11 protein-coding genes are annotated in these 12,969 nt (G+C 73.4%); 3 read left to right on the forward strand and 8 right to left on the reverse strand.

All coding sequences use genetic code 11. The features are described 5' to 3' along the window. Nucleotides 1–16: 16 nt before the first annotated feature. Nucleotides 17–1,168 (reverse strand): PLP-dependent aminotransferase family protein, encoded by a 1,152-nt coding sequence (locus ACFQU4_RS16170; RefSeq protein ID WP_377493627.1) that lies wholly within the window; start codon nt 1,166–1,168, stop codon nt 17–19. Nucleotides 1,169–1,357: 189 nt separating this feature from the next. On the opposite strand from ACFQU4_RS16170, the gene ACFQU4_RS16175 reads away from it, so the two are divergent. Beyond that, entirely contained in the window at nt 1,358–1,990 is a 633-nt protein-coding gene (locus ACFQU4_RS16175) for a thymidine kinase (protein WP_377493629.1), read from the forward strand. Between the two features lie 89 nt (nt 1,991–2,079). Here ACFQU4_RS16175 and ACFQU4_RS16180 read toward each other — a convergent pair whose 3' ends face one another. The 6 genes from ACFQU4_RS16180 to ACFQU4_RS16205 all read right to left on the reverse strand — a co-directional run bounded on the left by ACFQU4_RS16180 (nt 2,080) and on the right by ACFQU4_RS16205 (nt 9,797). Beyond that, nucleotides 2,080–3,147: a phosphotransferase family protein gene (locus tag ACFQU4_RS16180; protein ID WP_377493631.1), complete on the reverse strand. Its 1,068-nt coding sequence runs from the start codon at nt 3,145–3,147 to the stop codon at nt 2,080–2,082. Next, nucleotides 3,144–4,238, reverse strand: a complete 1,095-nt coding sequence (locus ACFQU4_RS16185) for a phosphotransferase family protein (RefSeq protein WP_377493633.1) — start codon at nt 4,236–4,238, stop codon at nt 3,144–3,146. The genes ACFQU4_RS16180 and ACFQU4_RS16185 overlap by 4 nt, the downstream gene beginning before the upstream one ends. A 166-nt stretch (nt 4,239–4,404) precedes the next feature. Then, nucleotides 4,405–6,252, reverse strand: coding sequence for an ABC transporter ATP-binding protein (locus tag ACFQU4_RS16190; RefSeq protein ID WP_377493636.1), 1,848 nt, complete (start codon nt 6,250–6,252; stop codon nt 4,405–4,407). Next, a complete protein-coding gene (locus ACFQU4_RS16195) occupies nt 6,252–7,403 on the reverse strand; it encodes a glycosyltransferase family 4 protein (RefSeq protein WP_377494245.1) in 1,152 nt (383 codons plus the stop codon). The genes ACFQU4_RS16190 and ACFQU4_RS16195 overlap by 1 nt, the downstream gene beginning before the upstream one ends. A gap of 2 nt (nt 7,404–7,405) precedes the next feature. Continuing rightward, on the reverse strand, nt 7,406–8,629 hold the full coding sequence (locus ACFQU4_RS16200) for a glycosyltransferase family 4 protein (RefSeq protein WP_377493638.1): 1,224 nt from the start codon (nt 8,627–8,629) through the stop codon (nt 7,406–7,408). Next, a complete protein-coding gene (locus ACFQU4_RS16205) occupies nt 8,619–9,797 on the reverse strand; it encodes a glycosyltransferase family protein (RefSeq protein WP_377493640.1) in 1,179 nt (392 codons plus the stop codon). Before ACFQU4_RS16205 ends, ACFQU4_RS16200 begins: the two co-directional genes overlap by 11 nt. A gap of 123 nt (nt 9,798–9,920) precedes the next feature. Between ACFQU4_RS16205 and ACFQU4_RS16210 the strand changes: the two genes are divergently transcribed. Both ACFQU4_RS16210 and ACFQU4_RS16215 read left to right on the forward strand, forming a co-directional pair. Further along, nucleotides 9,921–11,228 carry a UDP-glucose dehydrogenase family protein gene (locus ACFQU4_RS16210; protein WP_377493642.1) on the forward strand — a complete coding sequence of 436 codons (1,308 nt, stop codon included), beginning with the start codon at nt 9,921–9,923 and terminating at the stop codon, nt 11,226–11,228. A 34-nt stretch (nt 11,229–11,262) separates the two neighbouring features. After that, nucleotides 11,263–11,703: a hypothetical protein gene (locus ACFQU4_RS16215; RefSeq protein WP_377493645.1), complete on the forward strand. Its 441-nt coding sequence runs from the start codon at nt 11,263–11,265 to the stop codon at nt 11,701–11,703. Nucleotides 11,704–11,712: 9 nt separating this feature from the next. Here ACFQU4_RS16215 and sepH read toward each other — a convergent pair whose 3' ends face one another. Then, nucleotides 11,713–12,906 carry a septation protein SepH gene (sepH, locus tag ACFQU4_RS16220; protein ID WP_377493647.1) on the reverse strand — a complete coding sequence of 398 codons (1,194 nt, stop codon included), beginning with the start codon at nt 12,904–12,906 and terminating at the stop codon, nt 11,713–11,715. Nucleotides 12,907–12,969 lie beyond the last annotated feature (63 nt).

Genomic DNA, 12,969 nt, shown 5'->3' on the forward strand with positions numbered 1-12,969 from the left:
CGAAAGGGCGGTGTGCCTAGGCGAAGACTGCGGCGAGGCGGCGGAGGCCCTCGGCGATCTGTTCCGGCGGGTACGTGACGAAGGACAGCCGCATCGTGTTGGCCGGGGCCGGCTCGGTGAAGAACGGTGCGCCCGGGACGAAGGCCACGTCGCGGTCGATCGCGGCACCGAGCAGGGCGGCCGTGTCGTACGTCTCGGGCAGGGTGGCCCAGACGAACATGCCGCCGGCGGGCCGGTTCCAGCTGCTGCCCTCGGGCAGGGCCGCGGCCAGCCCGGCGAGCATCGCGTCACGCCGTTCGGCATAGCCGGCGCGGGACCGCTCGACGGCGGCATCGAGCCGGCCGGAGGCCAGATAGCGGGCGGCGGCGGCCTGGTCCAGCGTCGAGGTGTGCAGGTCGGCCGCCTGCTTGGCGATCACCACCGCCGACTTGATCGACGGGTCGGTCCGGACCCAGCCGAGCCGCAGCCCGGGGGCCAGGATCTTGGAGAAGCTGCCGGTGCTGACCACCCGGCCGGGCTCGGCACCGATCGCCAGCGACGCGGGCGCCGGGTCGCCGAAGCTCAGTTCCCGGTACGGGTCGTCCTCGATCACCCGGAACCCGTACCGCTCGGCGACGGCGACGATCCCGGCCCGGTTGTCCGGGGTCAGCGTCCGTCCGGTCGGGTTGTGGAAGTTCGGCACCGTGTAGAACGCCTTCGGCCGGTGCTCGGCGGCCAGCTCGGCCAGCGCGTCCAGGTCGACCTCGTCGCCGGCGCCGGGCACGCCGACCAGCCGGGCCCCGGCCAGGCTGAAGCACTGCAGTGCCGCGAGATAGCTGGGCCGCTCGACCAGCACCACGTCGCCCGGGTCGACCAGGGTGGAGGCGAGCAGGCTGATGCCCTGCTGCGAGCCGGTGGTGATCACGATCTGCTCGGGATCGGTGGTCAGGCCCAGCGCCCCGTACCGCTCGGCGATCCGGGCCCGCAGCTCGGCGTTGCCCTCGGACGGCGAGTACTGCAGCGCGGCGGGGGAGCCGAGCGCCTCCTGGACCGCGGCCAGCGCGCCGTCGAGGTCGAAGAACTCCGGCGCGGGCAGCCCGCCGGCGAAGGAGATGACGCCGGGCCGCTGGGTGAGCGCGAGCAGCTCCCGTACGACGGACGGCTTGACGGTCGCGAACCGGGCGGACAAGCTTGGCAGGCTTTCCGAGGGCAAGTGTTGGACTTCTGCGGGCACGACGCCACTCTATTAAGCAAGGGGGACGACCCCCTTGGACCCCCGCTCCGCTCCGCGCAAGGACACACGCCCTCCGTTCAGGAAATTCTCAACTCGCCGCGCGACCTGTCCAGCGGAGCGGTCGATGTTTGGCACACTGCGTCGGTGGCCGAGTTCGTGTACTTCACCGGGCCGATGGATTGCGGGAAGTCGACCCTTGCGCTCCAGTTTGATCACACCCACTCGACCGGTGGCCGTGCCGGCCGGCTGTTCACCAGTCAGGACCGGGCGGGGGAGGCGACGATCTCGTCGCGGCTGGGCCTGGAACGGCCCGCGATCGAGGTGGTCGAGGACTTCAGTTTCTGGCGGTACGTGGTCGAGCAGCTGACCCAGGGCAGCCGGATCGACTACCTGATCTGCGACGAGACGCAGTTCTACCTGACCGAGCAGATCGACGATCTGGCCCGGATCACCGACGAACTCCAGATCGACGTGTACGCGTTCGGGATCCTCACCGACTTCCGGACCACCCTGTTCCCCGGCTCACAGCGGCTGGTCGAGCTGTGCGACCGGATCGAACTGCTCCAGGTGCAGCCGCTCTGCTGGTGCGGCGCCCGGGCCACCCACAACGCCCGTACCGTGGACGGCCGGATGATCACCGAGGGCGCCCAGGTCGTCGTCGGTGACACCGAGCAGGAACCCTCGGAGAACGTCGGGTACGAGACGCTCTGCCGGTCCCATCACCGGCGCCGGATGACCCGGGCCGTGGCCCGGGAGACGCTCACCGAGCCCGCCTAGCGCGCCAGTCCGTGCACTGAGCTTGTCGAAGTGCCAGGCCGGATCGTGGCTTGCCCCCTTCGACAGGCTCAGGACATGCTTCGACAAGCTCAGGGAACGAGGCTCGACACTCCTGACGGGCGGAACGCGTAGACCGCGTCGAGCCGGTCCCGGGCCAGCGCGAGGTAGCCCGGCAGCCGGGTCCGGAGCGCCGGGCTCGGCCGGTACCCGTTCAGGACCGCCTCGATCAGCGGCTCGGGATCGATGATCACGCCCTGGTCCGCGCGGAGCTCGAGATGCGCGATCAGGTTGGCCAGGTCGAGGGCCGGGTCGCCGACGGCGATCAGGTCGAAGTCGATCAAGCCGGCCTCGCCGTGATCGTTGATCAGGATCTGGCCGTCGTGCAGGTCCCGGTGGATCAGCGCGAGCCGGGTCGTCGGCTCGGCGAGGGTGCCGCGGGGCAGCCGGCGCGGTCGCCAGTCCGGTCGCGGCGCCGCGTAGTCGTCGGCGAGCCGCTGCCAGTGCGCGGTGACCGCCCGTTCCGCGGACAGGTCGTGGGCCGCCGGAGCGGCCCGGCCGGCCGTCGTCGTCGCAGGGTCGAGCCGGTGCAGGGCGGCGAGGGTACGGCCGGTGGCCCGGCAGGCCTCGGCGGCCGCGGGATCGTTCAGCAGCTCGGTGAGGGCGCGGCCGGGCAGTGCCGCCGTGGTCACCGACGCCTCGGCCCGGTCGGCACCGAGCACGGCCGGGGTGGCCAGCGGCAGCGACTCGGCCAGCCGGGTCGTGTCGACCAGCCGCCGCCAGCGGTCCGGGCGGACGATCTTGGTGAAGCTGCCGTCGGCCTCGCGGAGCACGGCGCGGCGCTCCGGCCGATGGCCGAGCAGGGTCGCGCCCGGCCACTGCAGGCGGCGGACCACGGCCGGCAGCCGGCGATCGGCGCCGGCGGGCTGCAGCACGAAGGGGCCGACCGCCCGTGACCCCGGGGTCGCGGCGGCGATGCCGGCGGCCCGGCGCGGCGTCGCCAGCCACTGGCCGGCCAGCCGGCGATGATCATGGTCGACGAGGTCCAGCAGCAGCCGGTCGGCGCCGCGCGGCCAGGACCGGACCAGGCGCAGGCCCAGCTCGGCCAGGTCGCCGGCGAGCGACGCCAGGCCGGGGTTGATCAGGACGTTGTTGATCATGGGAGGGTCTCCTCGATCCGGGCCAGCAGTACGGGGATCCGGTCCGGCCAGTCCGGCAGCGCGGTACGGAACGGCTCGGCCGCCCGGAGCAGCAGGGCCCGGGCCCGGTGCCAGTCCAGCCCGGCCGGCACCGGCCGGACGGTCCGGTAGCCGGCCAGTACCCGGTCGACGGCGGCCGGCCCGAGCCCGGCGGCCTGGAGCCCGGCCAGGTCGGCGGCCGGATCGCCCAGCCCGGACCGGTCGAAGTCGATCAAGGTCGGCTCCGGGTGCGCCGCACCGGTCGGCGGGATGATCACCTGGTCGACGGAGAAGTCGCCGTGGCAGGGGACCGGCGGCACCGCGGCCGGGGCGCTGGCCCGGAGCCGGTCCAGGATCGCCTCAGCCCGGGCGGCCTGGCCGGGTAGCAGGATCCGGATCAGGGCGACGGTGGCGGCCGGGTCGGCCTGCCGGACCGCCGGGCCGGGCACCGGCGGTTGATCATGGAGCCGGGCCAGGGCCACGCCGCAGCCGGTCAGCATCGCGTCGGTGGCGGCACCGGTCCCGATCAGGTCGGCCAGGCTGACGCCCGGCTCGTACCCGGTGATGATCACCGCCCGCTCGGCGTCCCAGCCCAGCGAGCGCCGGGTCCCGGTGAGCCGGCCGAACCAGGCGAGCCGGTCCTGCGCGTCGGCGACCGTGGTCCGGCGGTAGGCGCGGACCAGCACCGGCTCGCCGCTGCCGCGGGAGGCCAGGGCGACCCAGCGGCGCTGCGGCTTGTAGGCGAGGGTACGGAACTCCGGCGCCGGTCCGGGCAGCAGCGCCGCGGTCGCGGCGGCCGGGTCGGCGAGGGCCGGCAGATCCCGGTCGGCCGCGGCCCGGGCGATGATCAGGTTCCGGTCCCGATCATGGTCGATGATCGTGCCCGGCGGTGCCTTCCTGATCAGCTTGTCGAGCTTGGGCCGGGCCGCCGCCGACACCACGTACCCGAAGGCGTCGCCGTCCGGGTGGGTGATCGCGGCGACGCAGCTGGTGCCCGGCTTGTAGCGCAGCTGGGTCAGGCCGGGCAGCCCGAGCAGGGTGGCGAGCCCGGGCAGGGCGGGGTCGGTGATCATCGGGCCTGGCCCTTCGACAGGCTCAGGGCGCGTTGGGTCCGGTCGGTCGGTGATCATCGGGCTTGCCCTTCGACAGGCTCAGGGCGCGTTGAGTCGGGTTGGTCGGTGATCATGAGGCTTGCCCTTTCGACGGGCTCGGGGCGCGTTGGGTCGGGTCGGTCGATGATCACCGGGCTCTGCCCTTCGGCAGGCTCAGGGCGCGTGGGTTGGCCGGGCGGTCGAGGACGGCTTCCGGTGTGCCGGCGCGGACCAGGCGGCCGTCGTCGATCCAGAACACCAGGTCGGCGTCCCGGGCGGCGTCGAGGTCGTGCGTGATCACCAGCGTGGTCCGGCCCTCGGTGAGCCTTCGCAGCGCGGCCGCGACCTCGGCCTCGGTGCCCGGGTCCAGCCCGGTCATCGCCTCGTCCAAGATCACGATCGGCGCGTTCCGGATCGCCGCCCGGGCGATCGCGATCCGCTGCCGCTGGCCGCCGGACAGGGTCGCGCCGCGTTCGCCGATCACGGTGTCGTAGCCCTGCGGCAGCGCCCGGATGAACTCGTCGGCGCCGGCCAGCCGGGCGGCCCACCGGATCCACTCCTCACTCACCGGCCGGCCGTCGCCCGCGTCGGGCGCGCCGAACGCGATGTTGGCCCGGATCGTGTCGGCGAACAGCACGCTCTCCTGCAGCACCACCGCGACCTGGGACCGGACCGAATCGAGGGTCAGGTCGCGCAGGTCCCGGCCGTCGACCAGCACCTGGCCGGCCTCGGGATCCCGCAACCGGCTGAGCAGCCCGGCGATCGACGACTTGCCGGCACCGGACGGCCCGACCAGGGCGACCCGGCGGCCGGGCGGGATGATCAGGTTCAGGCCCTTCAGCACCGGCCGGCCGGGCCGGTAGCCGAACACGACGTCGCGGAACTCGATCAGGCCGCGGGACCGTGGCGCCGGCCGGGCCCACGGCGCATCCACGATCTCCGGGCGGGTGTCCAGCAGGTCGACGATCCGCTCGCCGGACGCGGCGGCCTTCGCGAGCCGCCCGGTGTACTTCGCGATGTCACGGAGCGGTCGGAATGCCGTCTTCAGATAGGTGAGGAACACGGTCAGCTCGCCCGGCGTCAGCGCCCCGGCCAGCACCCGGTGGCCGCCGAGCAGCAGCACGACGCCGGTGGCCAGCCCGACCAGGACGTCGGTCTTGCGTTCCAGCCCGGCCGACAGCCGCTTGGCCCGGACCCCGTCCGTCAGGGTCCGCTCGTTGCTGCCGCCGAACCGCTGCTCCAGCCGCGTTTCCAGCGCATAGCTCTGCACCACCGGCATCGCACCGAGCGACTCGGTGGCCAGCGAGGCGAGCGCACCCTCGGCCTCCCGCTGGCCGCGGGACACCGCGTTGATCTTGCGGGTGAGCCGGCCGCCGATCAGCAGGAACAGCGGGAACACGACAGCAACGGCCAGGGCCAGCTGCCAGTCCATGATCACGATCACCACGAACATCCCGGCCAGCGTGATCACGTTGCCGGCCAGCGGGATCGCGGCCGTGACGGTGGCTTCCTGGAGCCGGCCGATGTCGCCGGTCACCCGGGTCACCAGGTCGCCGGTCCGCCTCGACTCGTGGAACCGCAGCGACAGCCGGTTCAGGTGGGCGTACAGCTCGGTCCGGACCCGGGTCAGCACCCGGTTGCCGGCCAGGGCGAAACAGACCGTCATCGCGTACGCTGCGCCGGCCCGGAGCGCGACCACGCCCACCAGGGCGGCGGCACAGGAGATCAACAGCACGGTCAGGTCGGCGACGCCGGGCACACCCGGGACGGGCGCGCCGCGGGTGGCCAGGTCGGCTCCCGTGGCGGCGACGATCGCGTCGATCACGTACGCCAGCGGCCAGGGCTCCAGCAGCCGGAGCCCGACCTCGGCGATCAGGGCCAGCAGGCCGAGCATGATCAACTTCCGCTCGGCGGCGACCTGGTGCCGGAACCGGTGCAGGGTGCGGCGCAGCCCGGGCAGTGCCGCGGACAGCCCGGGCTTCGCGGTCCGGCCCATCAGGCGACCGCCTGGCGGTCGATCAGGGCGAGCGAGCGGTCCACCACCCCGGCCCAGCTGTGCCGGGTGACGGCGGCGCGGCGGCCGGCGTCGCGCAGCCGGAGTCGTTCTCCATGATCACGCCGGAGCAGCACCAGTGCGTCGGCCAGCGCGGCCGGATCCCCGGGCGGGGTCAGCCGGCCCAGCCGGCCATGATCGAGAACGGCGGGGATCTCGCCGATCGCGCTGCCGATCACCGGCAGCCCGGCGGCCAGGTATTCGTACACCTTCAGCGGCGAGAAGTAGAACCGCCCCAACGCCGGGTACGGGGCGCAGGCGACATCCATCCGGTGCAGCTGGGCGACGACCCGGTCGGCGCCCATGGCCCCGGTGAACTCGACCGCGTCGGCGACGCCGAGCTCGGCCGCGAGCCGTTCCAGGTCGGCCCGCATCGGACCATCGCCGACGATCAGCCCGCGCCACGGGTGGCGGTCGCCGCGCAGCCGGGACAGCGCCCGGATCAGGGTGTCGACGCCGTGCCAGGCCTTCAGCGAGCCGACGAAGCCGACCGTGAAGCCGTCGCTGTCGGCCGGGGCGACCGGGCGCGCCGACGGCGTGACCCGGCCCGGGTCGACCCCGTTGCCGATCACCGCGATCCGGGCCGGTCGCCGGGTCAGCGTGCGCGCCCAGTCGGCGACGCCGGCGCTGACGCAGACGACCGCGGTCGCGCGGCCGATCGCGGCGGCCGCGACCCGGTCCGCGCCGGCGGCGTCGTCGAGGCTGCGGAACTTTGCCTGCTCGGTGGTCAGCGGCGCGTTCACCTCGAGCAGGCTCGGTACGCCGTGGCGCGCGGCCCAGCCGGTCGCGGTCCGGCCCCAGAGGGCGTACCGCTCGTAGACGAGGTCGGGCCGAAGCATGTCCAGCACGGCAGCGACGGCGGCGTCGCTTGCCTGGGCGGACCGTTCCCGGTCGGCCGGCGCCTCGCCGCGGACCGCCGGCAGCCGGTGCACCGGCACCGGCAGGGTCGGCCGGTCACCGGGTCGCGGCGTGATCACGTGCACGTCGTGCCCGCGCCGGAGCAACTCGGTGATCACCGCGCGGACGTGGATCGCGGCACCCTTGGTGCCGAAGATCTCGATCCCGGGATCCGTGCAGACATAGGCGATCTTCATGATCAACGTCCCTCCTGGGTACGGAAGCCGGCGGCAAGCTTTGCGGCCTGGCGGGCGGCGTCGAACTCGACCTCGATCAGGTCCCGGGCCGCCTTGGCCAGCCCGCTGCCGAGCTCCGGCCGGTCCAGCAGCCGGGCCAGCGCGGCGGCCAGGCCGGCCGGGTCGTGCTGCATGATCATCAGTCCGGTCCGGCCGTCCTCGACGATCTCGGGCAGCCCGGTGACGTCGGTGGCGACCACCGGCGTGCCCAGCGCCATCGCCTCCAGGACGACCGTCGGCAGCCCGTCCCGGTTGCCGTCGGCGCCGACCACACAGGGCGCGGCGAACACGGCGGCGCCGCCGACCAGCCGGGCCACCTCGGACTGCGGCAGCGCGCCGAGCAGCCGGACCCGGTCGCCGAGTCGGTGCCGGTCGATCCGCTCCTGCAGGTCGGCCGCCAGTGGCCCGGTGCCGGCCAGATCAACCCGGAACCGGTGGCCGGAGTCGCGCAGCAGGGCGGCGGCCTCGATCAGGTCGGCGAAACCCTTCTTCTCCACCAGCCGGCCGACCGCAGCGATCACCGGCGGGTCGCCGGGCCGCTCGGCGGGGTCGGTGAACCGGAACCGGCGCAGGTCGATCCCGTTGTAGACCCGCTGCACCCGGTCGGCCGCCGCCCCGAAGGTCCGCCGCAGATGATCATGGTTGAAGTCGCTCACCGTGATCACCCGGGTTGCGTCGGCCAGCCGTTCCCGAAGTCGATCATGGTCGACCTCGGCGTGGAAGATGTCCTTGGCGTGGGCGGTCAGGCTGTAGCCGATGCCGGCGAGCCTGGCCGCGACCCGGGCCACCGCGGCCGAGATCGAGGCGAAGTGGGCGTGCAGGTGGGTGATCCGCTGCTCCCGTACGGCGACCGCGAGCTCGACCGCCTGGTGGGCGGCCGACGCGTCCAGCCGGAACAGGTCGGGCAGGGCCGCGGTGAAGCCGGGCAGCCCGGCGCCGGCGGCGACCGTCTGCCACAGGTCGTCGGCCCGGATTCCCGAGTGGCGCAGGTAGTGCACCGGAGCGCGTACCTCGGCCAGGGCGGGATGGAACCGTCCGTCGTTGGGCAGCCGCAACGAGAAGACGGTGAGGTCGAGCCGGAGCCGCTCCAGTTCGAGCAGTTCGGTGACGATGAAGGTCTCGGAGAACCGCGGGTACATCTTGACGACGTAGCCGATCCGCGGCGCCGGGCTGGGGTCAGGCCGCATCCTCGGTCACCCCCAGCAGCGCGTCGGCGAGCTCGGGGATGCGGGCCAGTCCGTCCAGCCGGACCGCGGTGGACGACCGCAGGGTGGCCTGGGCGGAACCGGCGACCGCCGAGGCGAGCCAGTCGGCCAGCCGAGCGGGGGAGAGCCGGTCCGGCGGCAGCAGGTCGACCAGTCCGCGACCGGCGAACCGCTCGGCCCGGATCAGCTGTTCGGCCCGGGGCCGGATCCGCGGCACCAGCAGCGCGGGCGTCGCGGTGGCGAGGATCTCGCAGACGGTGTTGTACCCGGCCATCGAGACCACGGCGGCGGCCCGGTCGATCAGCGCGTCGGCGCCCGGCACCACGTCGAGCAGGACCAGGTCGCCGCGCTGGCCGGCGAGCTGCCGGAGCCGGGCCCGCTGCTCGGCCCCGAGGTACGGGCCGCAGACGATCACCCCGAGATGATCTTCGGGAAAGGCGGCCTCGGCGAACGCCAGGGCCAGCGCGTCACCGTCCTGACCGCCGCCGACCAGACAGGCGACGTAAGGACGGGCCGGATCGAGGTCGCCCGCCCGGCCGCCGGTCAGCCCGCTGGTCCGGCCCCGGCTCAGGTAGCCGGTGAACTCGAGCTTGTCCGCCACCGAGGCGGGCAGCCGGTACTCGGTCCGCGGATCGTAGACCCGCGGGTCGCCGTACACCCAGACCGCGTCGTAGAACTCGTCGATGGCCTGCGCCGTCCGGTCGGCCCGCCACTGCGCGGCGGTGCTGGCCGGGTCGTCCAGCACCTCCCGCAGCCCGAGCACGGCCCGGCCGCCGGCCCGGGCGACCTGCCGTAGCGCCGGCTCGAGTTCGCCACCGGCCCCGCGCGGCACCTTGTCGACGATCAACAGGTCCGGCCGGAACTCGCCGAGCACCGAACCGAGCAGGGCCCGGCGGAGATTGATCACCTCCGGGTACGACAGCGAGAGCACCCGGGACCGATAGTCGCCGGCCGGGTCCTTGCCGATCGTCGGCATGGTGATCACGTCCGTCCGCCGCGGCAGCGGCAACCTGGTCGCCTCCGGATTACCGGTGATCATCAGCAGATCGGCGTCCCGCCGGGACAACGCCGCCGCGATGGTCAGGTTGCGGCGGGTGTGGCCCAACCCGACCGTGTCATGGGAATACAGCGCGACGCGCAACGGGCGCATGATCAACTCCTCAGCTCGACTCGTTCACACTTTGATCATGGTTCGTTAACCCGTGATGAGCCGTGGATGAGGATGCTTTCATCAAGGTGGCATTGATCAACTCGATCCACCAGGCTCATGATCATGTTGATCTCCGTCATCGGCTGCGGCTACCTCGGCGCAGTCCACGCCACCTGTCTCGCCCACCTCGGACACACGGTCGTCGGCATCGACTCCGACCGGGAGCTGGCCGCCCGCCTGGACGCCGGCCGGCCGTCCTTCTACGAGCCGGAGTTCGAGCCCCTGCTGGCGGCGACGCTGGCCACCGGCCGGCTCCGGTTCACCGGCGATCCGGCCGCGGCGGCCGGCGCGGCCGTGCACTTCGTCTGCGTCGGCACGCCGCAACTGCCGGACCGGCCGGGAGCGGACCTGTCCGCCCTGGACTCGGCCGTCGGCGCGCTGTTGCCGTACCTGAACGGCGGGGAACTCGTGGTCGGCAAGTCGACCGTGCCGGTGGGCACCGCCGCGCGGGTGGCCGAGCGGCTCGCGGCGGCCGGCTCCGCCGCGACCGTCGCCTGGAACCCGGAGTTCCTGCGGGAGGGGCACGCGGTGGCGGACACCCTCCGCCCGGACCGGCTGGTCTACGGCAGCGCACCCGGCGACGAGCGCGCGGTGGCGATCCTGAACGAGGTCTACGCACCGGTGATCGCGGCCGGCACCCCGGTGATCAACGCCGACCTGGCCACGGCCGAACTGGTCAAGGTGGCCGCGAACTCGTTCCTGGCCACCAAGATCTCCTTCATCAACGCGATGGCCGAGATGTGCGAGGCGGCCGGTGCCGACGTCACCGTGCTCGCCGACGCGATCGGCCGGGACGCCCGGATCGGCCGCCAGTTCCTCAACGCCGGGCTCGGCTTCGGCGGCGGCTGCCTGCCGAAGGACATCCGGGCCTTCGGGGCACGGGCGGCCGAGCTGGGCGTACACCGGGTGGCCGACCTGCTGGACCGGGTCGACCGGATCAACCTGGCCCGCCGGGACCGGCTGGTCGAGCTGACCGCCGACGCCTGCGCGGGCGACCTGGTCGGCGCGCGGATCGCCGTGCTCGGGGCCTCGTTCAAACCGGACAGTGACGACGTACGGGACTCGCCGGCGCTCGCCGTGGCCCGGGAGTTGCAGAGCCGCGGCGCGCACGTCCGGGTCACCGATCCGCAGGCGGCCGACAACGCGCGCAAGCGGAGCGCCGACCTGACCGTCGTCGACACCGTGGCCGAGGCGGCCGAGGACGCCGACGCGGTGCTGCTGCTCACCGAGTGGCGGGAGTACCGCGAGCTCGGGCCGGCCGACCTGGCCGGGCTGGTCCGGCACCGCCGCGTCATCGACGGCCGCAACGTGCTGGACCCGGTCCGGTGGCGCGCGGCGGGCTGGAGCTACCGGGCACCGGGGCGCCCCTGACCTCCTTGGGCGACACGACGCTAGAGTCGCCGCCGTGGATGCGGAAACAGCCCGGACGGCACTGCGGATCACGCCGTTCGTGGTGTGGGGCGGCCTGCTCGTCGGCTGGTGCCTCGTGGTGCTGCCCGGCCTGCTCGCGTACGTGCTCGGCAGTCCCACCACGGCGACCGTCGAGCGCTGCGAGGTCAACGTGACGACGAACAACGAGGGCACGACGAGCTACGAGACCACCTGTTACGGCAGCTGGCCGCTCGGCACGGGACGCGGCGAGGGCAAGATCGAGGGCGGCGGCCGGTTCAGCGAGGGCGACCGGGTCGAGGTGCACGGCACCAGCTGGGCGGCGGCGACGGGCGAGGTGCCCGGTCAGGCGCTGCTGATGTCCGGGATCGGCGTCGGCCTGGGCGTGATCGCCCACGGCGTCTGCTGGTGGAGCTTCAGCCGGCGGATCAAGAAGGCCGCGGCGCCGGATCAGTGAGCGGGGCGCTCAGTCCTTGCGGGGCGGGCCGCCGAACATGATCTCGTCCCAGCTCGGGATCGAGGCCCGCTTCTTCTTGGTCCGCTTCGGCTTGGCCGGTTCCGGCTCCGGCTCCGGGGCCGGGATCAGCGCGTCGGGTTCCGGGTCCGGCTCGAGCTCGAGTTCGGGCTCCAACTCCGGCTCCGGTTCGGGCCGGTGCTCCGGCTCGGGCGGGTGGTTGACCACGATCTCCGGCTCCCAGCCGACCGGCTCGGAAGGCTGGTCACGCAGGCCGGGATAGACGGCGACCGAGTCCTCGGCGTAGCCGTCGCCGCCGAGCATGCCGTACAGCGTGGTCATGCCGCCGTCGGCCGCCGAACTCTCGTAGTCGGCCTCCTCGTAGGCGGCCGGCCGATGGTCGTCCGGGATACCCGGCTCGTCGTCGTCCGGCTCCCGGTCCGCTTCGGTACGGGGCTCGTCGACCTGGACCGCCCGGACCAGGGCCAGCTCGTCGTTCAGGTCGAGGGTCGGCTCGGCCGCCTCGTCGTAATCCTCGAAGCGCTCTTCGCGGACCGGCTCGTTGCGCACCGGGCGCAGGTGCTGTTCCGGGCGCTGCGGGCGCCGGCGGGCGGGCTGCGGGGTCTTGGCCGGGGTGGCCTCACCGAGCACCCAGCGGGCCTCGTCGTTGCCGGCCAGGGAGTAGCGGCCGCGCGGATCGAAGTGGAACTCCGCGGTGCGGGCGGACTCGCCGGACTTGTACTCGGCGGTCACCGCCCAGCGGCCGTCGTCCAGCCGGCGGGCGTCCCAGTCGACCGTGTCGGGGTCGATGCCGCGGTCGGCCAGCCGTTCCGTCACGGCCAGCCGGAGGTTGCGGTGGCCGGAGGTCTCGCCGCGTCTGCGGACCGACGACGCCATGGCCTGGCCGGCCATGTGCTCGCGCTCCAGCAGCACCGGACCGGCGAATCGCTCGACCCGGTCGGCGGGCATTCCGGAGACCCGGGCGACCTCCTCCAATGTCGCCCCGGACCGGATCCGTGCCTGAATATCGCGTGGGCTCAGTACGCTCTCCATCTCGATCTCCAGTTGTCCGAGTCGGGGGCGATCACCACGCAACACCGCTCGCAAACGTTCGTCGACCGGAAGCGCGTACTCCTCTCCGTCGTCCGTCGCAACAACGAGGGACTGGCCATCCTGACTCAGTCCCACCAGCCGCGCCGTGCGCATCGCCTCAGCCGATCCTCCCCGTGGTGTTCGTTCCTGGTTAACCTACTCCGGGCCCTGGTGGCG

Source organism: Microlunatus sp. GCM10028923, assembly GCF_042666975.1.
GTDB lineage: Bacteria > Actinomycetota > Actinomycetes > Propionibacteriales > Propionibacteriaceae > Microlunatus.